The organism is Deinococcus roseus (assembly GCF_014646895.1).
In the GTDB taxonomy this organism is placed as follows: domain Bacteria; phylum Deinococcota; class Deinococci; order Deinococcales; family Deinococcaceae; genus Deinococcus_C; species Deinococcus_C roseus.
The window spans coordinates 118341-142727 of record NZ_BMOD01000006.1 but is presented as its reverse complement, the minus strand read 5'-3'; the positions used below and the strand labels follow the sequence as shown (position 1 = coordinate 142727).

28 protein-coding genes are annotated in these 24387 nt (G+C 55.3%); 7 read left to right on the top strand and 21 right to left on the bottom strand.

Translation table 11 applies throughout. The features are described from left to right. Positions 1-101 precede the first annotated feature (101 nt). From IEY52_RS10640 to IEY52_RS10595, 10 genes are all read right to left on the bottom strand, one after another. Positions 102-605 carry a DUF6882 domain-containing protein gene (locus IEY52_RS10640; RefSeq protein WP_189002661.1) on the bottom strand — a complete coding sequence of 168 codons (504 nt, stop codon included), beginning with the start codon at positions 603-605 and terminating at the stop codon, positions 102-104. Further along, entirely contained in the window at positions 602-1927 is a 1326-nt protein-coding gene (fahA, locus tag IEY52_RS10635; protein ID WP_189002660.1) for a fumarylacetoacetase, read from the bottom strand. Before fahA ends, IEY52_RS10640 begins: the two co-directional genes overlap by 4 nt. After that, positions 1887-2747 carry a hypothetical protein gene (locus IEY52_RS10630; RefSeq protein WP_189002659.1) on the bottom strand — a complete coding sequence of 287 codons (861 nt, stop codon included), beginning with the start codon at positions 2745-2747 and terminating at the stop codon, positions 1887-1889. Before IEY52_RS10630 ends, fahA begins: the two co-directional genes overlap by 41 nt. Continuing rightward, positions 2744-3910, bottom strand: a complete 1167-nt coding sequence (locus tag IEY52_RS10625; protein ID WP_189002658.1) for a homogentisate 1,2-dioxygenase — start codon at positions 3908-3910, stop codon at positions 2744-2746. The genes IEY52_RS10630 and IEY52_RS10625 overlap by 4 nt, the downstream gene beginning before the upstream one ends. Positions 3911-3916: 6 nt before the next feature. Then, complete coding sequence (gene hppD, locus IEY52_RS10620; protein WP_229684727.1) at positions 3917-5032, bottom strand: 4-hydroxyphenylpyruvate dioxygenase; 1116 nt, start codon at positions 5030-5032, stop codon at positions 3917-3919. A gap of 33 nt (positions 5033-5065) precedes the next feature. Then, positions 5066-5536: an Lrp/AsnC family transcriptional regulator gene (locus IEY52_RS10615; RefSeq protein ID WP_229684726.1), complete on the bottom strand. Its 471-nt coding sequence runs from the start codon at positions 5534-5536 to the stop codon at positions 5066-5068. 307 nt (positions 5537-5843) lie between these two features. After that, positions 5844-7055 (bottom strand): alpha/beta hydrolase family protein, encoded by a 1212-nt coding sequence (locus tag IEY52_RS10610; protein WP_189002656.1) that lies wholly within the window; start codon positions 7053-7055, stop codon positions 5844-5846. A gap of 121 nt (positions 7056-7176) precedes the next feature. Beyond that, entirely contained in the window at positions 7177-7317 is a 141-nt protein-coding gene (locus IEY52_RS10605; protein WP_189002655.1) for a hypothetical protein, read from the bottom strand. Positions 7318-7475: 158 nt separating this feature from the next. Continuing rightward, complete coding sequence (locus tag IEY52_RS10600; protein ID WP_189002654.1) at positions 7476-8786, bottom strand: hypothetical protein; 1311 nt, start codon at positions 8784-8786, stop codon at positions 7476-7478. A gap of 119 nt (positions 8787-8905) precedes the next feature. Then, positions 8906-9154: a hypothetical protein gene (locus tag IEY52_RS10595; protein WP_189002653.1), complete on the bottom strand. Its 249-nt coding sequence runs from the start codon at positions 9152-9154 to the stop codon at positions 8906-8908. Between the two features lie 121 nt (positions 9155-9275). Here IEY52_RS10595 and IEY52_RS10590 point away from each other — a divergent pair, with 121 nt between their 5' ends. Beyond that, complete coding sequence (locus IEY52_RS10590; RefSeq protein WP_189002652.1) at positions 9276-9851, top strand: TMEM175 family protein; 576 nt, start codon at positions 9276-9278, stop codon at positions 9849-9851. 15 nt (positions 9852-9866) lie between these two features. On the opposite strand, the gene IEY52_RS10585 is transcribed toward IEY52_RS10590, so the two are convergent. After that, positions 9867-10535 carry an HD domain-containing protein gene (locus IEY52_RS10585; protein ID WP_229684725.1) on the bottom strand — a complete coding sequence of 223 codons (669 nt, stop codon included), beginning with the start codon at positions 10533-10535 and terminating at the stop codon, positions 9867-9869. Between the two features lie 55 nt (positions 10536-10590). After that, a complete protein-coding gene (locus IEY52_RS10580) occupies positions 10591-11445 on the bottom strand; it encodes an NAD-dependent epimerase/dehydratase family protein (protein ID WP_189002651.1) in 855 nt (284 codons plus the stop codon). 107 nt (positions 11446-11552) lie between these two features. On the opposite strand from IEY52_RS10580, the gene IEY52_RS10575 reads away from it, so the two are divergent. Continuing rightward, positions 11553-11846 carry a hypothetical protein gene (locus tag IEY52_RS10575; protein ID WP_189002650.1) on the top strand — a complete coding sequence of 98 codons (294 nt, stop codon included), beginning with the start codon at positions 11553-11555 and terminating at the stop codon, positions 11844-11846. Between the two features lie 24 nt (positions 11847-11870). Here the strand turns inward: IEY52_RS10575 and IEY52_RS10570 are convergent, their stop codons facing one another. Continuing rightward, a complete protein-coding gene (locus IEY52_RS10570; protein ID WP_189002649.1) occupies positions 11871-12464 on the bottom strand; it encodes a DUF4126 domain-containing protein in 594 nt (197 codons plus the stop codon). A gap of 69 nt (positions 12465-12533) precedes the next feature. On the opposite strand from IEY52_RS10570, the gene IEY52_RS10565 reads away from it, so the two are divergent. Continuing rightward, on the top strand, positions 12534-12848 hold the full coding sequence (locus tag IEY52_RS10565) for a c-type cytochrome (protein WP_189002648.1): 315 nt from the start codon (positions 12534-12536) through the stop codon (positions 12846-12848). Positions 12849-12930: 82 nt separating this feature from the next. Here the strand turns inward: IEY52_RS10565 and IEY52_RS10560 are convergent, their stop codons facing one another. The 3 genes from IEY52_RS10560 to gcvT form a co-directional block, all read right to left on the bottom strand. Beyond that, entirely contained in the window at positions 12931-14520 is a 1590-nt protein-coding gene (locus IEY52_RS10560) for a flotillin family protein (RefSeq protein ID WP_189002647.1), read from the bottom strand. A 254-nt stretch (positions 14521-14774) separates the two neighbouring features. Further along, positions 14775-15146, bottom strand: a complete 372-nt coding sequence (gene gcvH, locus IEY52_RS10555) for a glycine cleavage system protein GcvH (protein WP_189002646.1) — start codon at positions 15144-15146, stop codon at positions 14775-14777. An 81-nt stretch (positions 15147-15227) separates the two neighbouring features. Next, positions 15228-16283 (bottom strand): glycine cleavage system aminomethyltransferase GcvT, encoded by a 1056-nt coding sequence (gene gcvT / locus IEY52_RS10550; RefSeq protein ID WP_189002645.1) that lies wholly within the window; start codon positions 16281-16283, stop codon positions 15228-15230. Positions 16284-16385: 102 nt separating this feature from the next. Between gcvT and IEY52_RS10545 the strand changes: the two genes are divergently transcribed. From IEY52_RS10545 to IEY52_RS10530, 4 genes are all read left to right on the top strand, one after another. Further along, positions 16386-17420, top strand: a complete 1035-nt coding sequence (locus tag IEY52_RS10545) for an App1 family protein phosphatidate phosphatase (protein WP_189002644.1) — start codon at positions 16386-16388, stop codon at positions 17418-17420. A 186-nt stretch (positions 17421-17606) separates the two neighbouring features. Continuing rightward, the gene (locus IEY52_RS10540) at positions 17607-18017 is read left to right on the top strand and encodes a hypothetical protein (protein ID WP_189002643.1); all 411 of its coding nucleotides are present in this window, start codon (positions 17607-17609) and stop codon (positions 18015-18017) included. Positions 18018-18093: 76 nt separating this feature from the next. Then, on the top strand, positions 18094-18516 hold the full coding sequence (locus IEY52_RS10535) for a YchJ family protein (protein WP_308425010.1): 423 nt from the start codon (positions 18094-18096) through the stop codon (positions 18514-18516). A 175-nt stretch (positions 18517-18691) separates the two neighbouring features. Next, on the top strand, positions 18692-19294 hold the full coding sequence (locus IEY52_RS10530) for a hypothetical protein (RefSeq protein WP_189002641.1): 603 nt from the start codon (positions 18692-18694) through the stop codon (positions 19292-19294). Between the two features lie 109 nt (positions 19295-19403). Here IEY52_RS10530 and sat read toward each other — a convergent pair whose 3' ends face one another. The 5 genes from sat to IEY52_RS10505 all read right to left on the bottom strand — a co-directional run bounded on the left by sat (position 19404) and on the right by IEY52_RS10505 (position 24352). Next, positions 19404-20555, bottom strand: a complete 1152-nt coding sequence (gene sat, locus IEY52_RS10525) for a sulfate adenylyltransferase (protein WP_189002640.1) — start codon at positions 20553-20555, stop codon at positions 19404-19406. 83 nt (positions 20556-20638) lie between these two features. Beyond that, the gene (locus IEY52_RS10520; protein ID WP_229684723.1) at positions 20639-21289 is read right to left on the bottom strand and encodes a phosphoadenylyl-sulfate reductase; all 651 of its coding nucleotides are present in this window, start codon (positions 21287-21289) and stop codon (positions 20639-20641) included. Positions 21290-21293: 4 nt separating this feature from the next. Next, positions 21294-21833, bottom strand: coding sequence for an adenylyl-sulfate kinase (gene cysC / locus IEY52_RS10515; protein ID WP_189002638.1), 540 nt, complete (start codon positions 21831-21833; stop codon positions 21294-21296). Next, entirely contained in the window at positions 21830-23326 is a 1497-nt protein-coding gene (locus IEY52_RS10510) for a nitrite/sulfite reductase (RefSeq protein WP_189002721.1), read from the bottom strand. Before IEY52_RS10510 ends, cysC begins: the two co-directional genes overlap by 4 nt. Positions 23327-24049: 723 nt before the next feature. After that, positions 24050-24352 carry a hypothetical protein gene (locus IEY52_RS10505; protein WP_189002637.1) on the bottom strand — a complete coding sequence of 101 codons (303 nt, stop codon included), beginning with the start codon at positions 24350-24352 and terminating at the stop codon, positions 24050-24052. Between the last annotated feature and the right edge of the window lie 35 nt (positions 24353-24387).

Below are 24387 nucleotides of genomic sequence, written 5' to 3'. Positions count from 1 at the left end.
CAAAGGGACAGGGCAGAATGCAGAAGGCAGCAGGCAGCAGGCAAGCTGCTGAGAGTCAAGGCCAAAGGCACAAAACCCTGTCCTGGTTGCAAACTTCTGGGTCAGGTCCGAGAAATCTGCACCTCTCCGAAGGTCATGAACACCAGGGTTCCCGCAGCGTTGCCCCGGTACACGCCGTTTGCTTCTGCCAGACGGCAAGCGACTGCTGCGAAGGCCCAGCCCTCCTCTTCTGAGCAGAACACTTCAGGGTCTTTAAAATCCTGCACGCCATGCTCCTCACCATAAGCTTTGACTTTCATGGCGTGCTCACAGAGGGCTTCGGGAATGGAAGGATTTTCCCAGGCCCACATGAAGGTGCTGTCCTGCGGGGTGTAGGTGCCCACCACCTGTATCTGGGCCGTGACCATGGTGCCATCCTGAAACGTCCAGACGATCTCTCCAACATTCAGGTTCACGTTCCAGCGGTCTGCCTCTCCGATCTTCCAGAGGTTGTGGTGGGCTGCGGTTTGCATCCGCAACCCTTCCAGGCTGCCATCAATGAAGTCCTGCACTTGCTGTGGGTACTGGTCCTGCACATTGATCCCAAATGTGGTTTTAAAAGTCATGGCTTCAGGGTAGCAAGGGTTTCTGAGGTTTTTGCTGGCAGGATCACACCCGAACAGCTCCCAAAGCCAATGCGAGCAAAGCCTTCTTTTTCACACCAGCCAGAGAACACCACTTCGTCCTGGTCTTCCAGGAAACGCCGGGTTTCTCCAGAAGGCAGTTGCAAAGGATCTCTGCCACCCATGGTGAGTTCCAGCAGGCATCCTGCCTGAGTTTGCTCAGGGCCAGAGATGGTGCCACTTCCCAGAAGGTCTCCTGCATTCAGGTTGCAGCCTCCACAGGAGTGGTGGGCCAGCAACTGTGCAGGGGTCCAGTACAGGTCGGTGGCCTGACCCTCTGAGATCTGCACCGGATCTGTCATGCTCTGGGCCTGCAGGGAAACCGTGAGATGGATGTCCAATCCTCCCAGCATACGGTCCCTCTCGTCTTGCAAATACTCCAGAGGGGCTGGATCTGCTGCAGCACGGGGGTAGGCAGGGGTTCGGTAAGGGGCCAGCGCTTCAAAAGTCACCACCCAGGGACCAAGGCTGGTGGCAAAATTCTTGGACAGGAAGGGTCCCAGAGGCTGGTACTCCCAGGCCTGGATGTCACGGGCACTCCAGTCGTTGAGCAGCACCACCCCGAAAAGGTGCTCACGGGCCTCCTCGATGCTGATGGTGTCTCCCAGAGCATTGCCTCCCGAGACCACAAAACCCAGCTCCAGTTCGTAATCCAGTCGTCTGCTGGGGGCAAAAATGGGAGGTTGTTGTGGGTCAGGGAGGATCTGCCCCACAGGTCTTCTGATTGAAGTGCCACTGACCACGATGCTGGAAGAACGCCCATGGTACCCAATCGGAACATGCTTGTAGTTGGGCATCAGGGGGTTGTCTGGCCTGAACAGGCTTCCCACCCGCGTGGCATGGTGAATCCCAGCATAAAAATCCGTGTAGTCCCCGATCCGAAACGGCAAATGCATCTGCACTTCAGACTGGGGGTAAAGGTGAGGGCTGTACTCAAAGGGACTGTCAAAATCATCTCGCAGCATCTCGCTGAGCTTCATTCGGGTGTCCTGCCAGCAGGCCCGTCCCAGCCGGATGAAAGCATTGAGGGTGGGTTGCCTGAAGGCCTCCTCCACCTCTCTGGCAAACACACCTTCCAGAGCAGAGACATCCAGCACATGGTCTCCAATGGCCACACCAATGCGTCTTGCGCCTCCGTCCAGGCTGAACACCCCATAAGGCAGGTTCTGGATGGGAAAATCAGGATGACCATTGGCGGTTTCGACCCAGCTTTGCAGGGTCACATCATGGGTTTCGTTGATGGGCAAAGGGTAAAAGTTCGTCATGGGGCTCCGTAAATGAACACGAACCAAAAGCGTGCAGCATGGACCGTGTCCGGTGCAGCTCAGAAGAATTGAGGATCACCCCAGCATAACCCAGCCCGTCTTGCAGCCAGTGAAATTCATGCTGGTCTTCTTCCAGCAGGGCTTTTTTCGCCAGTTCTGGAAGGCCTTGCAGGGTGAAAGCTGTGGCCAGCAGCACATTCAGGTACCCGTACATCCGCCCTTTTGCACTGTCAGGCTGGTAGGTCAGGCTGTACATGCCCCTCACCGGGTGGTGCAACCCTGCAGTCAATTTGAACGGGAGATTCAGTGAAACACAATCCTGAATGAACTGCAAAAGCAAATCAGGGTCTGGGAAGGCTGTCTGAACCACGCCCCCTGTCCGGGCCTTGGCATGAAGACCCTGCTGCTGGATGGCTTCCAGCACATCTCGCCTCTGGTAGGGCACCTCTGTGTAAACCTCCTGAACGCCCAATTGGCGGCTCCGTGCAGCGATTTCTTTAACCTGGACTGCTGTTTCCGCACGGGTTTCGATGGCCTTTACTGGCAAACCTTGCTTCAGACAGGCAGCCAGCATCTCCCAGTCTTCGGGGGTCATTGCCAGCACACTGAGCGGCCAGTTGCCACTGGGAAGGCTGGACCGCACCCCCTGAAAAGCAGGCAAATGCGAGGCATTCACCACCAGACGCCCCAGCATCCAGCAGGCTTCTGAATGCTGGTAACTTGCGTAATTCCTCAGGACTTCAGGCAGGGGGAGGGCTGCAGGGGGGTAGAGTCCTGCATAGTCCACGATGTGCTGAAGAAGGGTCTGGAGGGGGGTCACTCCCCGTCCCCCTCCATCCAGGAATTCTGGTATCCGGTTTTCTCAAAGTCGATGGCATCTCTGGCAATCTCCAGGGGCCTGAAGGTGTCCACCATGACGGCCAGTTCCAGGGTTTCTTTCGCGCCAATGGAGGCTTCGGTGGCTCCGGGCTGGGGTCCGTGGGGCAGACCACTGGGGTGCAGGGTCAGGTCGTAGCGGTCAATGCCCTTGCGGCTCATGAAATTGCCGTCACAGTAATAGATCACCTCATCGCTGTTGACGTTGCTGTGGTTGTAAGGGGCAGGGATGCCCTGGGGGTGGTAATCAAAGAGCCTGGGCACGAAAGAACACACCACGAAAGCATCTGCCTGGAAGGTCTGGTGCACGGGTGGAGGCTGGTGGATGCGCCCTGTGATGGGTTCAAAGTCATGGATCGAGAAGGCATAAGGGAACAGGTACCCATCCCAGCCCACCACGTCCAGAGGGTGGTGGTCCAGCACATGGCGGCTCAGGCCGTCTCTGACTTTGACGCGCACCTCGAATTCGCCTTTTTCGGTGTGGGTGATGAGTTCTTCGGGTGCCCGGAAGTCCCGTTCACAGTAAGGGGCGTGTTCCAGAAGCTGCCCGTATTCGTTGCGGTAACGTCTGGGGGGCACAATCTGCGACCCTGATTCAATCACGAAGAAACGGGCCTGGGGAGAATGGAGTTTCATTCTCCAGGTGGTCCCAAACGGAATCACCAGGTAATCTCCGCCTGAAAAGCTGAGGTTCCCGAACTGGGTTTCCAGCACCCCTTCCCCTTCGTGGGTGTACCAGACCTCGAAAGCCTGGGCATTGCGGTAAAAATATTCCATGGATCCGGTGGGTCGGGCCACGCTGAGGGTCACATCGCTGTTGCCCATCAGGACCTTGCGGGAAGAGAGGGCGTCCCCTCCCGCTTCAAAGGTCTTGGTCTGGAACGCCCGGTGCCTTATGGCACCGTAAGGCAGATACTCGACTTTTGCATCTCCGAGGTATTCGGTTTCAACAATTCTGGGAGGGAGGAAGTGGTGGTAGAGGATGCTCTGAATGCCACTGAAGCCCTCTAAACCCATCACCTCTTCCCGGTAGAGTTTGCCGTCTGGTTTCCTGAACTGGGTGTGGCGCTTGTGGGGGATCTGCCCCATCCTGTGGTAGTAAGCCATAAGACCTCAGAGGTTTCCGCGGCGGTCCTGCTCGATTTCCAGCGCTTCAAAGAGGGCCTGGAAGTTGCCTTTCCCGAAGCCTCTGGACCCATGTCTCTGAATGATCTCGAAAAACACGGTGGGGCGGTCCTGCACAGGTCTGGAGAAGATCTGCAGCAGGTAGCCTTCATCGTCCCGGTCCACCAGAATCCCGAGTTCCCGGATGGTGTCCATGTCTTCTTTGATCTGGCCCACCCGCTCTGGGAGGGCATCATAATAGGCGTCTGGAACCCGCAGGAACTCGATGCCGTTGTCGCGCAGTTTGCGCACGGTGCCCAGGATGTCCCTGGTGATCAGGGCCAGGTGTTGCACTCCGGGGGTCATGTAGTAATCCAGGTACTCTTCAATCTGGCTCTTGCGTTTTCCATCTGCAGGCTCGTTGATGGGAAATTTGATGCGCCCGTCGCTCATGACCTTGCTCATCAGGGCGCTGTATTCCGTGGAGATGTCGTCGTCATCGAAGTGCATCAGTTGCCGGAAACCCATCACCTGGTGGTAGTACTTGACCCAGTGCTCCATCTTGCCCAGTTGCACGTTGCCCACAATGTGATCCACGGCAGCCAGGCCGGTGGGTTCTACAGGCATCTCTGGAAGGGCTTTGTAGCCAGGAGCAAAGGCCCCGTGGTAATCCTTGCGGTCCACGAAGACGTGCAGGGTTTCACCATAGGTGTAGATGGCTGCGGTGCGGTACTCACCGTGTTCGTCTTTTTCGGTGCGGGGAGCCCAGGCGGATTTGGCTCCACGTTCGGTGGTGGCCCTGTAGGCCTGGTCCACATCGTCCACGCCCAGAGCAATGGTTTTCACGCCATCTCCATGCAGGTGCTGATGGGCTGCGATTTCACTGGTGGGTCCGTAAGGGGCGCTGACCACCAGACGGATTTTTCCGCTTTCCAGCACGTAACTGGCGCATTCCCGGTTGCCGGTTTCCAGACCAGAGTAAGCCACAGGTTTGAAGCCGTAGCCTTTCCAGTAATAGAACATGGCCTGTTTGGCGTTGCCCACCCAGAAGTGCACGTGGTCAACATTTTTCAGTTTTAAAAAATCGGCTTCCTCGTTCATGGGGCGGCTGGCAAGCTGGGTCATGGGGTTCCTCCTTGAGAGAAGATCATTCTGGGATCAGGGTTCGGGGGTGAGGGGCAGGGCGGTGGTGGCTTTGACTTCGTTTAAAACCAGACTGGTGCGGATGCGGTCCACGCCGGGCGCAGGGGTGAGCACCTCCACCAGAAAATGCTCAAGGTCTTTGCGGTTTCTGGCCACCACTTTCAGCAAATAGTCGGTGTCTCCGGTGAGGTGGTAGCATTCCAGCACCTGGGACATGTGCTGCACGGCCTCTCTGAACTGGTGCACCCTGGAGAGTTCATGGTGGCTGAGGTGCACCTGCACAAAACACAGCAGGTCGTAGCCCAGAATGTCCCGGTTCAGCAGGGTGTGGTGGCCCAGAATCAGGCCAGAGTTTTCCAGCTTGGTCAGGCGCTTCTGCAGTCCGGGGGCGCTTAAACCCACCTGACGGGCAATGTCCTGCAAGGTGCTTCTTGCGTCATGCTGTAACACATCCAGAATCTTGCGATCCAGTTCATCAAGTTGCATAAGTGTATACAGATTTTTAACCATATTGCAGGTATTTGTCAATAATCAAAACTGCATTTACAAATAAAGTAAATAATAATAACCAGATGCAGCATATTGTTTTCATTGTTTCCAAATTTCATGTCGGGAATCCCCTGCTGGTTCAGAAAATGCACTTTACAGAAAAAAAATGAAACCCCAGAGCCTCATATCGGTTCACAAAAAACCCATTCCTGCAAAATCCCTGACCGAAAAGGCCCTTTTCTGCAATTTTTCAGCACACAAAAACCCTCCTGAGGTGCAGGAGGGTCAGCGGGTCAGGAAGCACTTATTCCAGTTTCAATCCAGCTTTTCCACTTTCCTTGAATCCCTTGAAGCTGGCATCCAGATAAGCAGCCATTTCCTGGTCCCCTTTCAGGTGCAAAGCCAGAAAAGCAGTGGCAAAGTGCTGCAGGATGTTGTTCATGCGCACCGTGTCCCAGACAGGATCTGCATAATGCCTGAAATCTTCGGGATCTGCCCAGGCTTCCAGCGGGGCAGGCATGGGAGCAGCCACATTGTGGTTGGCATTTTCAAAGGTCAGCAGGTGCCTTGTTGTGTTGATGGCATTCTGGTAAATGGCTCTGGCTCCGTTTTCGTAGCCTGCCACCTCATCCAGGGTGCCTCCCATCAGGAACAGGGGGGTCTGGATGCTGGCAAAAGCCTGTTGCTCCCAGAGGCCATAATTCATGCCCCAGGGTGCAATGGCCATGGCGGCTTTGATGCGTCGGTCCAGACTGGCAGGGTACTCAGGGTTGCTGTGCGCCCTTTGTTTCAGCAACTCGAAAGGTGGAGCCACTGGAGAAAACACAGCCGCATCACTGAAACCTGCTCCCAGGTTGTTGAGAACACCATATCCTCCCATCGAGTAGCCAATCAGGGCCACCCGATCGGTGTCTGCCAGATTGGAAAACAGGCTGCCCTGTTCTCCCAGACGGGTGATTTCCTGCAATACAAAAAGCTGGTCCAGGGGGCGGTTGTACAGGGTGCTGGAAAAGACCGAGAGGTCGCTGTAGGTGCTGTCGGTGTGGTCAATGGACACCACCACATGCCCTTTGCTGGCCAGGTTTTCTCCCAGGTGGGCCATCAGAAAACGGTTTCCAGGGTAGCCGTGGGTCAGGATCACCAGAGGAAACATTTCAGCAGCAGGCTGGGCCTCTCTGACCGCCTTTCCGTGGAGCACAATGGGGGTTTTTCCATCGCGCAGCACCGTGTGGTAGGCCTCACCCCGCTCCTGTCCAGCAGAAAGCTGGGCTGGGTACCAGACCTCCAGGGTCAGGTTTCTGGGGGAAAACTGCAGCTCAGAGGTGGAATTCACCACATCGGGTCTCCAGGGATCCATCAGGTGCAGGGTCTGCACCCCCACGTCCCAGGGCCCAGGCTGAGCCAATTCTGGAGCATCAGGCCGGAGGGTGTCGATGCGGTTGCCTGGTATTTTCAGGTTTGCGGTTTTCGGGTTTGCTTCTGGGCCTGCACTTTTCTGGTCTGCACTGATGCTCACATTCCACCCCACTGCCGGTATTAGACTGAGTCTAACATTCTGCAGGGCAATCTGCCAGACCTCAGGCAACCACGACAAAAAAAGGACCAGAGCGGAATCTGGTCCTGAGGTCATAGAAATTTCAGCGGCTTTTTCTGGCCCGGCGTGGCGCAGGACGGAAAGCGCGTCTGAATTCATCAAACACTTTTTCCCACAGGTTCACATTGAAGAGCAGCAAGCTACACACGACCAGCACGAACAACACCCAGATCAGTGTCATCATCTTGCTCATCAGCATAACACCCTGCTGTCAAGTGTGGATGTTTTGTTACAAATGTTCTCGCAGCACAGAAATCAGCATGGGATTTTCGTTCTGAACAAAAAATAGGCCAGCTGTTGGCCTGTCCATCCAGGATTTTTTCGGTTTCTGCAGGGTCCAGCTCAGAACAGAGAACCATCAAAATTGAACACAATGTAGCGGTGGTAATACATCTGGCTGAACGGGTAAGAGCCCTCAGAGACCACCTCATGGCTGCCTTCTGGAGCATGAATCACCAGCTTGAAAGACACCACCTTGCCCTGCGGTTCCATGCGGGTCATCAGGAACAGCTTGAGTTTGAAATCGGCATTGACCTTGGTGAACATCGGCATCTCAATGCTGATTTCCCGGTCCCCCTTGAGTTGCTCAAAGGTGACCGGATCCAGAAAGGTGTAGATCAGGAACTCGTTGACCCCAAACTCTTCACTGGCTTTCAGGCTGCGGCACTCGGGGTTGATGAAGAAATGCCAGACATGGTCCACCAGGGTGGGCAGGGGCTTCTGGGGGTACAACACCTCCCCCACGGGTGTTTTGATGCGCACACAGTAAAACTGTTCGGCCAGAAAGGAGGAAATCATCAGGTCCAGAAAAGACCTTTTCCCCGTCACAGGCAGGTCATGGGGGTATCCCGTCAGGCGCACCCACTGGCCCGAAGGAAAACCACTCAGGTCCGGCAGCAACTGGTCTGAAGGATCCACAAATTGATACCTGCCATCGGTGTAAATGCCATAAGGGTAATCGTGCGCCACCCGCTCCATCACATACTGCTGAAACGGCTCCTGGCGCATGGGAAAACCAAACTGGGCATCGTAGAAACCCACCCGGTATTCCTGCTCTGGAAACATCTGCTCCCGAACGGTGCTGAAAAAATACATCGAGGCCGAAATCAATTGCACTTTTTCTTGCAGCTCCTCTGAGCCGTGCTCCCTGACCCATTCGCGGTTTTCGTGGTCCAGCTTGCGAATGTAGCCCATGAAAATGTTCCAGCGACGCTGGTCCACACTCTGTTTGAGCGCCACAAAGTCTGGTGCATAGATTTTCAGCAGTTCTTTGTACTGCTCCAGATCATTGAAAGGGTCATACGCCAGGAAGAAGGCTTCATCTGAGGCAATCGCCCGCAGTTCCTGAAGCTTCTGGCGGGCACTGTCCAGCTGAGGCTGCAGGCTTTCCAGCAACTTGAGCTGGGAATCGTGCACCAGTTTCAGCAGCATGATCCACTCTTCAGGGCTGGCTGGCAGGGGTTTGGGCACCGGAAAAGGATTGCCCTCAGAATCGATGGGGGTGAAATGCCCTTCGCCTCTGGAAAGCTCATGCACAAACTCGAGGTCCTGCGGTGCAAACAGATCCAGACTCAGGCGAACAGAGTACTTACCAGGTCCCTGGGAGATTTCACGTTGGTTCGCTGGCAATTTCAGAATCTGCGGACGGTTCACAGTTAACAGTATAAAATTACTTTCCGTCAGAAATCACAGATCAAACACCAATTGGCGGTTTTGACCTCAGTACTGTGACAGGAGCAGGGGTCTGGTTTCCCTGCTTCCTTTTCCACAGATCAGGTCAGCTGCACCAGAAGCTCCTGCAGTTTCGCCTCTATGATCAGGCGGTCTGTGCCACTGGGGAAATTCGCCAGCAGCAAAGTCTCCCCTCCCAGAAAATGCGCTTCAATCAGGCAGCGGAATTCTCCACTGACTGCATGCAGCCCTTCTCCAGGCATCAGCTGATTGTCCCGCACAGTGATTTTCAGGATCAGGTCGATGTTGAGGTGCACATCCGGGTTGCCGAAAGAACGGTATCTGGCCATGCCTGCAGTTTGACACTCCACCCCTACAGAAGCCAGTCAGGTGTGCACAGGTCTCACACGGGTACAGCACGGGTACAATGGCTGCAGAGCATCTGGACACGTCCAGAATCAGGGGGAGCGCATGCAAAAAAACCGACTGGAAGCCTTCAGCGATGGGGTCCTGGCCATCATCATCACCATCATGGTGCTCGAACTCAGGGCACCCCACGAAGCCACCTGGGAAGGCCTGAAAGACCAGTTGCCCATCTTCTGCAGTTACCTGCTGAGTTTTGTGTATGTTGCCATTTACTGGAACAACCACCACCACATGCTGCACACCGTGCATCACGTCAATGGACCGGTTCTGTGGGCCAACATTCATTTGCTGTTCTGGCTGTCCCTGATCCCGTTCACCACCAGCTGGATGGGAGAACACCCCCTCAGCAGCGTGACGGGGGTGGTGTATGGGTTTTCTTTGTTGATGTCAGCTGTTGCCTACATGGTCCTGCAAAACACCATCATCCGTTCTCAGGGCGAGGGTTCTGTGCTCAGACAGGCCACGGGCAAAGACTTCAAGGGGAAAATTTCACCCGTGCTGTACATTGCAGGGATCCTGCTGTCGCTGGTTCAGCCCTTGCTGGGGGATCTGATGTATGTGCTGGTGGCCCTGATGTGGCTGATTCCTGACCGCAGGATCGAAAAGACCCTCCCCCACTGACCTGCACATGCACCCTCACATGCGCAGGAAGTGCTGTTTGAACTCTCCTGCACCATAATCGCTGACCCCCAGCAGGCGCTCGGTGTCCTGGGTGGTGCGCACCAGCAGCTTGACCAGACGCTGGTACCTGGGATGGCTGTCACTGGAGGTCTTTCTGAAGGCCTCGGTCAGCATGCGGTAATACCACAGGGTGCCCCATTTTCCTGCCGTGAACCTGCTCCACAGGGCATCTCCCATGTCCCGGTAATCCTCCTGAATGGAGCGGGCGTTGTACACCTTGTCTGCCAGAGACACCAGTCGGGTGGCCTCTGTTTTCTCTGGAATGGACTGCACATAACGCTCTTTGCGGTCCAGCCAGTCTGCACGGGCATCTTTCACCCGGGATTTGGCCTCTCTGGAAGCGTCGGTGCAACCCAGCACAATGTCCAGCACCTCGCTGCCAAAACGGGCCAGAAGCTCTGGAATGATTTCCTCTCCCACATCTTCGATGCTGTCATGCAGCAGGGCAGCAATGGCCTCGGTTTCATTGCCTCCATGCTCAATCACCAGGCTGGACACACCCAGCAGGTGTCCCAGGTAGGGAATGGCTTCAGGGCCTTTGCGGGTTTGCCCACGATGCAGGATGTAAGCATAATCCAGTGCATTTTGAAAAGATTCGGTCAGCAGAAGAGGTGAAACCATCATACAGAGAGTGTACATGCTGGAATCCTGCTGCAGATCTTGCTCTGTATACAGAAGATCAGTCAGGCTTGTGCCAGTTGTGCTCAGGATGGTACCCCAGCAGCTTTCTGGCTTTCTCGATGGCCAGCAGGGTGTCCTGGTTTTGCAGGTCTGTTCTGGCTTCCACACCCGGGAAAACTTCTGCCATCAGTTCTGCATTGCTCCTCTGCATCACCGTGTTGTCGTTGGCAATGATGAACACCTCTGCGCCCTTCAGGGGGGCTTCCAGGGCCTTTCGGACGGCCTGGGCGGCATCTCTGGCATCAATGTAAGCCCACAGGTTCCATTTTCTTTTTCGAGCATCCTGCTCAAAATCAGGAAACTGGGCATAGTCTTGTGGCTCCATCACGTTGGAAAACCGCAAGCCTATGATTTTCAGGTCCGGATCCCAGCGGCAGAATTGCTCTGCCATGACTTCACCCACCAGTTTGGAGAGGGAATAGGCAGATTCAGGCCGGGGTGGCACCTCCTCATCCACAGGCACATAAACCGGAGGCTGATCAAAAGGCAAGCCCAGCACGGTTTCACTGGAGGCCCACACCACATTTTTGATCTGCAATTTGCGGGCGGCTTCAAAAATGTTGTAGGTGCTCAGGGCATTCACTTTGAAGGTGTGGGCGTTGGGATGCAGCCCAGGCGCAGGAATGGCCGCCAGATGCACCACAGCATCAATGCCGTTGTACCGGTCATCCACCCCGGAAAGCACCTCCAGGGTCTGACCAAAATCGGTGAGGTCTGCCAGCACGGTGAGACAGAGGGGTTCTGTGGGCACCACCAGATCAATGTTGATCACATCAAAGCCATGCTCCAGCAAATCCCGGATGCAGGCCCGTCCTGCCTTGCCACTGCCTCCCGTCACAATCACTCGGGTCATAGGTTCCTCCTGTCTATAAACAAAGTCATCTTACTGGCAGCAGAAGCACAAATGTGTGACTTTCACAGGGGAAGCCAAAGCAAAGTCATGAGGGTTTATGCTGAAGCATGGACACCTTCCTGCAGCAAAAACCTGAAATTCTGGGGCTGGATTTCCGTTCTGACGCCATTCTGGGTCTGGTGGTCACCATACGCTTTCAGGACCGCCACCTGATCTGTCTGGGGGTGCAGCAATTGCAGGTGTTGGCCTCTCCTCTGGTGCTGCCTTTCAGCCCTTTGCTGATGATTTATCCGCAGCACCATGACAACCCAGATGAAATGCTCTACACCATCAAGGACGATCAGGGAAAATTCATCAGCCTGTTCTGCGAAAAGTTTGAGTTCTCAGAGGTTGCTTTCTGATTTTTGCAGGCACAGCATCCTGAATCATACAGCTCTAGGTCTGCGCTGCCCTCCGAAAATGCGCTTGAGCATCTTCCAGAACATCACCACAATGAGCACACACAACAGCACCAGCACCCCGATGATGCCTGCAGCAAGGTAAGGGTACTGGTAAATCAGGTACAGCAAACTGGGGGTCAAGAGGTCCTCAAAGAGGCTCAGGCCCCAGTTGCTGAAAGGCTCCGGGCTGGCGTTGACGGTGGCCCGGGCGCTGGCCTTGGCAAAGTGGCTGGTGGCTGCCACCGTGCCTCCCAGAATGCCCAGAGCGTAATTTACAGAGGTGGCGTCGCCCGGAGGGGCAAACTGGGCTGCAATCCAGCCAGCAACCGGCAAACGGATGAAGGTGTGCACCGTGTCCCAGGTGGAATCCACCCAGGGCACCTTGTCTGCAAAGAACTCAACGAGCACCATCAAACCCGTGGCAACCAGCACATAAGGGCTGCTCAGCAGGCCCATCCCTGCTGGAAGGGTCACCCAGTTCAGCAGGTCAGCCAGTCCAACCAGAAACAGCACCATGTACAGCCTCAGGCCGCTGAGCCAGCTCAGGCCCAGCCCGGACAGTGTGGTTAAAGGGTCCATAGGGACATCTTAGGATGAATTTCATCTGGACTGTGCACAAAAAGGTTCATGATGGCTAAAGGAGGCTTTATGAAACATGTCTTGCTGATTGGATGCACACTGCTCGCTTCTGCAGCCCTGGCAGCCACCCCCAAGGGAGATGCCAAAGCAGGAAAAACCCTTTACCAGACCAATTGTTCTGGGTGCCACGGAGCCAAAGCTGAGGGTATGGTGGGACCCAAACTGGCAGGAGACGCAGCCAAATGGAAGTTCAACCTGTTCAAGCGTGCCCTGATCAAGGGGATTGATGACAAGGGCAAGAAACTGAAACCCCCCATGCCCCAGTTCAAATTCACCGACAAGCAAATCGCCAACATCCAGGCCTACCTGAAAACCCTGAAGTGATCCATTTAAGAAAGTGATCCAGCAAAAAGAGACCAGCATTTGCGTGCTGGCCTCTTTTTGGGATTGTTTTGTGCAATGGAGCTCAGCTCTGACTTGAAGAAGTTGAAGCGACCACCTCTGCTGTTTTTTCACTGCCCCCTTTAAGCGCAGCCAGCAAATCCACACCAGTGGCGGTTTCCACTTGCTCCAGCAGGCTGAGGATGCCTCTGGGCATGTTGTGCAGGGCAGACTGGAAACCCTGCCCATTCCCCGAATCAATCACGCTCAGTTTGTCAATTTTCACTTCACGCACAGCTTCTGCAAATTGCTGGATCACAGAGGGCAGCATGTTCAGCACAAACGCCTTTTCACCCTCAGTGCCTGCTGCTTTGAAGGCTTCAACCATCAGGCGGAATGCTTCGGATTTGGCTTTCCCTTCTTCAATGATGGGTGCAGCAGCAGCCTGGGCTTCCAGCATGCGGGCTTCGCGCTGGGCACGGGCCGGGGCCACAATGTCTGCCTCGTATTTTTTCTGGTTCAGCAGGATGCGTTCCTGTTCCAGTTGTTGTTCTGCCACCACGCGGGCCTGCTCTGCAGCCACCTTTGCCTGATTTTCCTTGGAAGCGGCAATGGCACCCAACTCGGCAGTGCGCACCCGCAACTTGTTCTGTTCCTCAGCAACGGCCTGCTGGGCCTGCGCCTGGGTGATCTGGGCACGCTGTTTGGATCGGGCTTCCACTTCTGCAGCATCGGCATTGCGCTCTGCTTCTGCAACCTTGGCATCCCGTTCGGTTTCGGCTTTTTTGCGGCGCAGTTCGGCTTCCAGGGCCATGCGTTCCTGTTCGTAGGTTTGCTGTGCCCTGACCTTGCCCAGTTCAGCTTCGTATTCCACCTGGCTGCGGCGGGTTTTCTGTTCGGCTTCCAATTCCACCTGACGCACCGCCAGGCGGTTCTGTTCTTCCAGAATGGTGCGCTGGGAAGCCACCTGGGTGACCTGCGAACGCTGCTGTGCGCCTGCCTCAGCCTGAATGGCTTCTGCATTGCGTTCTGCTTCGGCAATGCGGGCTTCTTTGAGCACCTCAGCGGTGCGTGTGCGACCAATGGATTTCAGGTACCCGGCTTCATCCGACACGTTCTGAATCTTCAGGGTGTCCAGCTGCATGCCGATTTTGAACATGTCATGTTCAGCTTCCTCGATCAGGGCAGCCGCAAAACGCAGGCGGTCCTCGTTGATCTCCTCGGGGGTCAGGGTGGCAATCACCCCACGCAGGTTGCCCTCTAAAGTGTCTTTGGTGATCTGGGTCAACTGGCTGGAGGAGGTGTTGAGAAAGCGCTCGATGGCATTGGAAAGGTAAGGTTCTCTGGCATTCACCTTGACGTTGGCCACAGCGTGCACAGTCAGAGGGATGCCCCCTTTGGAGAAAGCGTTCTGCACGGTGAGCTCCAGTGGGATGGTGCCCAGGTCCATCCAGCTGATCTGTTCCAGCACCGGAATGCGAAAAGCCCGCCCACCGCGAATCACCCGGTATCCCACGGTGTCTCCGTTTTCCTGGGTGGTTTTGCGTCCTGAGATCACCAGCACCCGGTTGGGTGGCACCACAATCAGGCAGCTCTTGATGATGGCCACCAGCAGCACCAGGGCCAGCACCACCAGTCCCACCACAATCAATGGCGTTGCAAAATCAAAATCCATGTTTCCTCCTGTTTTTTTGTGTTTTTTGTGTTTTTTCTGTTTGTTTGATGTTTTCTTGACCCCTCAACGTTTCAATGACAAATACCATTCAAACACCTCAACTTTCAGGGAACCACATCAACGAAATGGCTTGCGGATTTTTTGGTTTTCCAGCTCCCAACCATCATATAAGGTGCATTGCCTGAGGTAAAGAGAAAAAACCTCCTCTGAAATCGAGGAGGTCGTTCGTTTGAAGCTGGCTTTGATGGGAGGCTTCACTCCATGTATTGTTCGTATTCCTGTGCATCCACCAGTTCATCAGACAGATCGGTGATGCGCACCTTGAACAGCCAGCCGCCTTCGTAGGGGCTTTCGTTGACCTGCTCGGGGCTGTCTCCCAGGGCTTCGTTGACTTCCACAATCACGCCAGTGGCAGGGCTGTAGATGTCAGAAGCGGTCTTGACGGACTCCACCACGGCCACGCCTTCTCCAATGCTGACCTCGCGGCCCAGTTCGGGGAGTTCCACATACACCACATCGCCCAGCTGGTCCTGTGCATAGTCGGTGATGCCCACGGTGATCACGTCGTCTTCGGTGCGAACCCATTCGTGGGTTCTGGCGTACTTCAGTTCAATGGGGGTTTCCATGTTTTCACTCCTTGAAGATGCAGCCGGTCTGCTGCAAAAGTTGACGCTTCACTGTTCCACAGTTTACTTGCTTAGAACAGTTTACTTGCTTAAAAAGGGCAACTCCACCACCTGGGCCGCAGCGTCTTTGCCCCGGACTTCCACCGTCAGGTTCTGGTCCAGAGCTGCCACATCCACATAAGCCATGGCAATGGGTTTTTTGAGGCTGGGGCTGAGGGTCCCGGAAGTGACCATCCCGACCACCTCTCCTGCAGCTTTGACAGGGTAGCCTTCTCTGGCAGGCACTTTCTCCAGGGTCAGGCCCACCAGCTTGCGGAGGGTGGGCTGTCCGGTCAGGGCTGCTTTGCCATAAAAGTCTTTGTCTTTGATCACCCAGCCGTAGTGGGTGGCCAGGGGGGTCAGGGTGTCATTGAATTCATGGCCATACAGGGGGAAACCCGCTTCCAGACGGAGGGTGTCTCTGGCCCCCAGACCTGCAGGGGTGATGCCCAGTTCCAGCAGCTTTTCCCAGATCTGGGGGGCCTGTTCGGCTTTGATGAACACTTCAAAGCCGTCCTCTCCGGTGTATCCGGTGCGGGCCAGCATCACGTTGAAGCCCAGCAGTTGTGCAAAGAACACACTGTTTTTCTTCTTTTTGCCCAGGTCGGTGTCAATGTGGGGTTGCAGGATTTCTTCTGCTTTTGGTCCCTGCACGGCAATCAGGCCCCACTGGTCAGATTCATTGCTGAATTCAAGGTCACCTTTCAGCAAACTCTGAATATGGGCAAAGTCCTTGTCGATGTTGGAAGCATTGACCACCATCAGGTACTCATCGGGCTGAATGCAGTAGATGTAAATGTCATCGATGAGGCCGCCCTGGTTGCTGGGCAGCATGTTGTACTGGGCACGTCCGGGTTTCAGTTTGGAGACATCGTTGGGGGTGATGCCCTGCAGGAAATTCAGGGCATCCGGGCCTTTAAAACGGAATTCTCCCATGTGGGAGACATCGAACATGCCAGCATGTTCCCGAACAGCCTGGTGCTCCTGGATCACTCCAGTGTATTGGACGGGCATGTCCCAGCCACCAAAAGGAACCATTCTGGCTTTCAGGGCCAGATGGCTCTGGTGCAGGGGGGTGCGTTTCAGGTTTTCATCCATAGGTATGTCCACTTTAACACAATCGTATACGCGTATACGTTTTGATCCAGACCCGGGTCAAGTTTTGCGGCGTGTTTTGAAAGGTGATCAAAAGTCTTTATAATGGTCACGCGAACCGAAGAGGCCGATGTGCAGAGAATCATCAAGTTGCTGAAAAAACTTCCCCGCAGAAGACCCCTGCAACTCGTCCCCTACAGAGGATTCGGGACACCCACCACCCTGCACCTCAGGGGCCGGGTTTTGCTGGCCTTCAATTTGCTGCCCGCCAGCAAGGAAAGCAGCCGCTGGAGGAACTTCCGCAACATGTGGGCCCGTTTTGCCAGCGATGAAATCCGGGGGGTGCAGGTCAGTGCCACCATTGGCAACCAAACCTTCCATGCCGAAACCGATTCAGAAGGGTTCTACGACATCCACGCCCACCTGCCTGATCCCCTTCCTCCAGGCTGGCAATTTGTCACCCTGGAACTCGAAGACGGCACCGAATGCCGGGGCGAGGTGCTGGTCTCAGACAACGCCGATTTTGGGATCATCTCCGACCTGGACGACACCGTGCTGCAAACCGGAGCCACAGCCATCTTCCGCATGGTGATGATGATCATTTTCTCCAACGCACACACCCGGCTGCCCTTCAAAGGGGTCTCCAGCCTTTACCACGCTTTTCACACCGAAAAGAATCCCATTTTTTACGTTTCAGGCAGCCCCTGGAACATTTATGACCTGCTGGCTGAATTCATGGACATCAACCAGATTCCCCGGGGACCCATGGTGCTGAAAGACTGGGGGGCCCTCAACCTCAAAAACCAGAAAGGCCACAAGCTGCGTTTCATTCGGGAAATCCTCAACACCTACCCGGATCTGCCCTTCCTGCTGATTGGAGACAGCGGTGAAAAAGACCCTGAAATTTACCAGCAGATCGTGCAGGAGTTTCCCCGGCAAATCAAAGCCGTTTACATCCGCAACGTGACTCCTGGTCCAGAGCGGGAGAAAGCCGTAGAGACCATTGCCCATCACGTTCAGGGGCTGGGGGTGCCTTTCCTGCTGGCCAGGGATTCCCTGGAAGTGGCCCTGCACGCCTGCAGCCTGGGCCTGATCAAGCAAGAAGAATTGCAAACGGTGCAAACCCACATGCAGAAATGAGCAAGACCAGCACAGCTGAATTCGATCTTAAGAATTCCTGCAACTTTCATGAGCGTTTTGTGGTGTTTTTTCACATGAACACAGAGCATCTGTCTTCGCTCTTTCATTAGAATGATGGTGAAAAGAATTTTTCTTTTCCTGGACACAACTCAGGGTGCAGCAACCTGCTCTCTTTCTGGAGGACACATGAAAAAATGGATCGCTTTACTGATTGCCAGCTCTCTGGGCACAGCCCTCGCCGCAGACAAAGTTCACTTTGGTCTGGTCTACGTGGGCTTCAGCACCGACCTGGGAGACACCACCGAAGTGCGTTTCACGGCCAGCCCCTACCAGCTGGATGTGGCAGTTCCCATCCGCCTGAGCAGTGATTCCAGCTACGTGTATGCTGCACCCCAGCTGGGCTTTGCCTGGAAAACCAACTACTGGTCTCCCTTTGGAGGCGGCGCAGGCATCACGGCTGGAGCCAACCTGGGTTACAACTACCTGGTGAACTCTGACTGGCGCATTTATGGCGAAGTTGGACCTTCCTTCTACTTTGGCAGCGGAGCCAGTGTGGGCTGGAACGCCAAATTCGGAGCCAGCTTCACCCTGAGATGATTTAAAAAAACACCCTGCAGGGCTGAAATGCAGCACAGGCTATACCCCTGGATTGCAACTCCGGCCCTGCACCGTTATGACAGTAGCCATGACCCCTGTGTTTTATCCACCTTTCAAACCCTGTCCCTGCAAATCTGGGCGGTCCCATCAGGGGTGCTGCCAGCCCTTGCTGGAAGGCACCAGAACTGCCATCACAGCCCAGGAGCTGATGCGCTCCCGTTACACAGCCTATGTGCTCAAAAACGAGGCTTACCTGCTCCGCACATGGCATGAGAACACCCGTCCTGAAAGCCTTGATCTGGCCCTTGACAGCACCCAGTGGGAATCCCTGACCCTCCATGGCAGCACTTCAGGAGGCCCCACAGACACCGAGGGCACCGTGGAATTCACTGCCCGATACAAAGCACAGGGCCAGCGCCACCAGATGCGCGAAAACAGCAGGTTTGTCCGCACAGAAGGACAGTGGCAATATCTGGATGGCAGTGTGACCGGAACCTGATGTTGGCCCTTTCATCAAGAATTGAGACCTGTGCTGTCTCAGCCGTCATATCCATCTCACTTCTGAAATGCTATCTTCAATGCAGCAAAGGATGGAGGTTGCACCATGACACAGATTTTCCTGCCATGAACGCACAAAAACATGCCCATCCTCCATTGCTTCGGCAAGGAGTTCCATGAAAATTGTTGTTCCGCTTTCTCTTTTTTTGATCCTGACGGCCTGCGCCCCTGAATTGACGGCCACATCTCCTGCACCCGCCAAACCCCCGGCCAAAACCACCCAGCAAAGCCTCAGCGAGTCTGGCGCAGCAGACAAGCGTGATTTTGTGCTGGTGACTTCCAGCGGAGGCAACAGCCTGACCCGTCTGGTGGCCCGGGACCACCTGGTGTATTCCTTCACTTATGCCGTGAACCGGGTGTACTTCACCCTCAAAAACACCGACATCTATCCGGTGACCATCCTGTGGGACAAGTCCACCATGACGGATGCTGATGGAGCAACCGGTGGACTTTACCACGACAAGATTGCCCTCGCCAAAGTCAAAGAGCCCCAGAAAAACACTTTGGTGGAACCTGGAAACACTTACGAAGACTTCTTTGCACCTGCCACCCTGGTGGTTCCCAATGCCAAGAACACAGGTCTGATGCAAAAACCCCTGCTGACCGGAGTCAAAGACAGCCGCACCTTCACGGTCAATCTGGCCCTGGAAGTGAATGGCCAGCCCCTGGTGCACACCTTTTCTTTCAAGAAAATCATCAATCCCAACCCAGCCAAATAAAACCCATCTCTGATCCCACTTCAAGATTTCGGCCAGCAGGGAAACCTGCTGGCCTTTGACGATTTGCGTGAAAGCGTGGAATTTTAAGCTTGAAACCCAGGGTTAAAACTCAGTCCTGGGCGTTGTAAGCAGCCCGCAGGATCTCTGCCACTTCTGGGCGGGTGAACTCTCTGGGGAGGTTCTCACCAGCACGGAGCATGCCGCGCACCTTGGTTCCAGAGAGGATCAGGTGGTGCTTGCTGTCGTGGGGGCAGGTGCGGGGGGACACCATCTGTCCGCAGGTCTGGCAGTAGAAGGTGTGCTCGAATTTGAGGATGGTCAGGCCCAGTTCTTCAGGGTTGTAGGCACCAAAGATCTCCTGGGCATCGTAGGTGCCGTAGTAGGAACCCACACCAGCATGGTCACGGCCCACGATGAAGTGGGTGCAGCCGTAGTTGCGGCGGCTGATGGCGTGAAGGATCGCTTCACGGGGACCAGCATAACGCATGGCAGCAGGGTACACACCCAGCAAAACACGGGTTCTGGGGTAGTAGTGCTCCAGCAGTTTCTCGTAGGCTTCCATGCGGGTGTCTGCAGGAACATCGTCAGACTTGGTGGCACCCACCAGAGGGTTCAGGAACAGACCATCCACCAGTTCAAGAGCAACCTTGTGCAGGTACTCGTGGGCACGGTGAATGGGGTTTCTGGTCTGGAACGCCACCACAGTTTTCCAGCCACGGGTCTCGAAGATCTCGCGGGTTTCTGCAGGGGTGTAGTGGTGGTTGGCAAACTGCCCACGGTTCAGCTCAAAGAGGGTCACTTCACCGGCCAGATTGATGTCTCCCTGGGCATAGAGTGCAGCCACGCCAGGGTGGGCCTCTTCGGTGGTTTTGTAGACGTGTCCAGCTTCCCATTCTTTGCGGGCAGCGTATTTTTCACTGATGTTGAGGGTCCCGACAGCTTCGCCGCCATGGGTCAGCACGACCAGACCAGAAAGCTGATCTGCCACGTCCTGAGACACACCCAGGGTGATGGGCACGCTCCAGGGCAGTCCACCCTCAAGGCGCATGTTTTCAACAACGTTCAGGTAGTCCTTTTCTCCCATGAATCCGGTCAGGGGGGAGTACACGCCTGTGGCGATCAGTTCCAGATCGGCAAAGTTGCGCTCGGACAGTTCGATTTTTGGCAGGGTGCTCAGGTCCCCGTCAAACTTCTGAACGCGGTTGATCAGCACCCCTCCGTGGGGGGTTGGCAGGTTGCTTTTGACGATGGTGTTGGTCATTTCAGGTGTTCCTCAAAATCTTTTTCGGGGAAAGCCCCCCCTCGTTAGGGGGGAAAAGCGCAGCGAAGGGGGGTTTAAAGGGGTTAAATCGTGTTCTCTCCGACCCACAGTCCGCATTCGGTCTTGCCTTGCCCGGCCCAGCGGCCTGCTCTGGCGTCTTCTCCGGGGCGCACGGCTCTGGTGCAGGGCCAGCATCCGATGCTTAAAAAACCGTCCCAGTACAGGGGGTTGATGGGGAGGTCATGGGCGTTCACGTAGGCTTCTAAAGTGCAGCGGTCCCAGTAGGCAAGGGGGTTGATTTTGGTCCGTTTGCCTTCTTCCACAAAAGGAATGTCCTTGCGGGTGTCAGCCTGATCGCGGGAACGTCCGTTCAAGAGGGCACTGGGGGCCTTCTCTGCAAGGTAATTCTGCAGAGGGGCAACCTTGCGAACGGCACAACAGCCATCCGGGTCGGTCTGGTACTGGGTGTCCTCGTTGCTCAGACCGGCATTCAGAGTCACGAACTTCAGTTCCGGGTAACGGGCCTGCAGTGCATCTCTGGTCTGCAGGGTTTCGTGGAAGTGGTATCCCGTGTCAACGAAGATCACCTCTCCCCGGTACCCTGCCTTGTAGGCCAGGTCGATGAGCACCACACCGTTGATGTTGAATGCGCTGGGCATCGTGAGGTCAGGGTAGGTTTCTAAAGCCCACTGGATGACTTCGGTCGGGTGTGATGTGAACGAGAACTCGGGCATGGTCTTACGCTCCCACCAGTTCACGCACGCGCAGCCCGACAGATCTGCGCAGCACATTGAGGCAGTCCTCGATGCTGTTCAGGTCGGTGCGCAGGTGGATGTCAGGGTTCTCGGGGGCTTCGTAGGGGTCACTTACACCGGTGAAGTGGGCGATCTCGCCAGCGAGGGCACGCTTGTACAGGCCCTTCACATCGCGGGAGGCCACCACATCGAGAGGGGCATCCACGAAGATTTCTTTGCCACCTGGCAGACCTTTCACGACTTCGGTGCGGGTGTCGCGGTAAGGGCTGATGGCACTCACCAGCACGGTCACGCCGTGTCTGGCCAGCAGGCCAGCCACAAAGCCGATGCGCTTCACGTTGGTGTCACGGTCTTCTTTGGTGAAGCTCAGGCCCCTGGAGAGGTTCTCACGGACAGCGTCACCGTCCAGGACTTCCACAGAACGACCAGCAGCTTCAAGCTCTTTTGCAAGGGCGTAAACGAGGGTGCTTTTTCCTGCTCCGCTCAAACCGGTGAACCACAGAACCTGTCCCTGGGTGCTCATGCCACTACCTCCGCTAACACGTTGTCTGGTAAGAAGGGCTCAGTGCCGACACGATCCACAAACTGCACGAAAGACTCATTGGGGGCTTTGTTTTTCTTGAAGAAGTTCAGCACACGCTCGGTGTAGATGTGAAGCTGCTCAGCGGGAACCCGGCCCTTGAGCTTGGCTCCGGTGCGCTGGGCTTCTCCCAGTGAACCTGCCAGGTGCACGTTGTACACTTCCTGGCCGCTGAAGTTGGCACCCATGAAGCCCAGGTCAGCGACCTGATAGCGGGTGCAGGCGTTGGAGCAACCGGTCAGGTTGATGGTGATGGGCACATCGAGGTCCAGGAACCTGGGTTCCAGGTAATCGATGGCTGCAGCGGTTCTGGCCTTGGTCTCGGTGAGGGCCAGACGGCAGAACTGGGTTCCGGTGCAGGCGATGGTGGTGGCCCGCAGGGTCAGGTTGGGTGCGAGGTCCAGCTGACGCAGTTCTTCAATGGCCTGATCGATGAATTCAGGTTTGATGTGGGGAACCAGCAGGTTCTGGTAGGGGGTGGTGCGGATTTCGTCTGCACCGTATTTTTCTGCGATGTCGGCGAGCAGACGGGCTTTGGCAGGGGTGATGCGGCCCACGGTGGTGGCAACCCCGATGTAGTAGTTGCCGTCTTTCTGCTTCTGCACGCCCACGAAATCCACGCCACCAAAACGGGCCACAGGTGCGGCAGGTCCGTCGGTGAGTTTGCGGTTCAGGTACTCGGTTTCCACGATCTCGCGGAAGCGCTCGGCTCCGATGTCCTGGATCAGGTACTTCAGGCGGCTCTTTTTGCGGTTCTGGCGGAAACCGTGATCGCGGTAAGCGCGGGTGATGGCCACAGCCACTTCCAGCACTTCTTCGGGCTTGATGAACACCCCGAGGCGTTTGGCGAGGTGGGCCTGTGCGCCCAGACCGCCACCGACCCACACGTCAAAGCCAACTTCTCCATTGACTTTGTGGGCCAGGAAGCCCAGGTCATTGATCAGGTGGATGCCTTCCTGCTCGGGGAGTCCGGTGATGGACACCTTGTACTTGCGGGGCAAATCCTGGTATTCCACGTTGCCAGAGAAGTGGTGGTGGATCTCGTTGGCGAGGTCGTTCACATCGATGACTTCGCGGGCATCCAGACCTGCAACAGGGCTGGAGATCACTGCACGAACGGTGTCACCGCAAGCGCCCTTGGCGGTCAGGCCCACAGCGTCCAGACGGTTGTAGATGTCGGGAACGTCCTGAATGGTCAGCCAGTGGAACTGGAACGCCTGGCGGTCGGTCACGTCCAGGAAGTCACGTCCGTAGTCTTCTGCGATGCCTGCAATGGTGCGCAGGGTGTTGCCGTTCACTGCACCTTTTTGAATTTTGACGCGCATCATCAGGAAGCCGTCTTCCTGGGGACGCTGCGGGTAAATGCCGTGCCATTTCATGAGGTCTACCAGGTCTGCGGGGATACCTTCGTATCCGACCTTGGCCCACTCGTGCATGTAGCCGAGCACGACCTCGAAGGGGGGATGTTGTTTTTTCAGTTCTTCGATGTTTGCTGACACTGTACTGCCTCCACGCTCGGGGTCGTCATCCCCTGATAGTTGAGTAAAATTGTAATGTATATTAAATGATATTTCTTGTAACTTTGTCTAGACTCTCGTCACAATGTGCAGACAAAACTGCCCTAAGATGTTTGAGTTTTGATTCTCAACAACGGATAAGATACCCAAAAGGTACACTTTTTCACCCACAGACGGGTTTTCTGGGTGTGGCTTTTACACCAATTCATTTTTAGACCGGATTTAGACAACTTAGGCAAAATGGCCTACCTCTGCTCAGACAGGTGGTTTGGTTCCCACCCTGTCTTAAAATCCAGCATAGCTTTGCCCCAGAAACTGCGAGGATACCGCAAAATTCGACAGCACCAGCAAGTTTACCGCTGGAAATTCTGTCCTGGTGTGGATCACAGCCTGCTCAAAATCCTTCCAGATCCATCAGGAGGGCAGGTTCTCTACATCGCCCTGAAGGATTGGAGGGATCCCTGGCTCCAAAAACACGCATCCCTCCCTCCCAACCACCCTGCAATCATTGCACCTGGGTATGTTATAGAGATGATGCAGCAGGCAAGGCAGCTTGGATGGAATCCAGAACAGCCTGGAAAACCTTTGCAGATGATCTACTAGCAAGGTCTATTGAGACCTGTGATCAATTGATCTTATCCATCAACTGTTGACTTCTTCACCAAAGGGGTCATTCCAGTTGTGCTTGCGGACCAGTTTTCCATCCTGCACAACATACTCACCCCACATGATCAAATCCCGGCAATCCGTCAGGCCCAGTTGCAAAGCCTGCTGCAAAGTTCCTGTGTCTCCCTGGGCCACAAAAACCGCACACCTGAGCTGCCTGGGAGGCAAAAAATGATGAGGATCCTGACCCAGGGCATTCTGGATCAGAGAGATCGCTTTTTCCGCCTGCTGTTGAAAGTCATGCTGAACGCGCATTCTGATGTCCTCTGGAATGGTCATGGTTTTATTTTATGCCGAGAGCCGAGAGCTGAGAG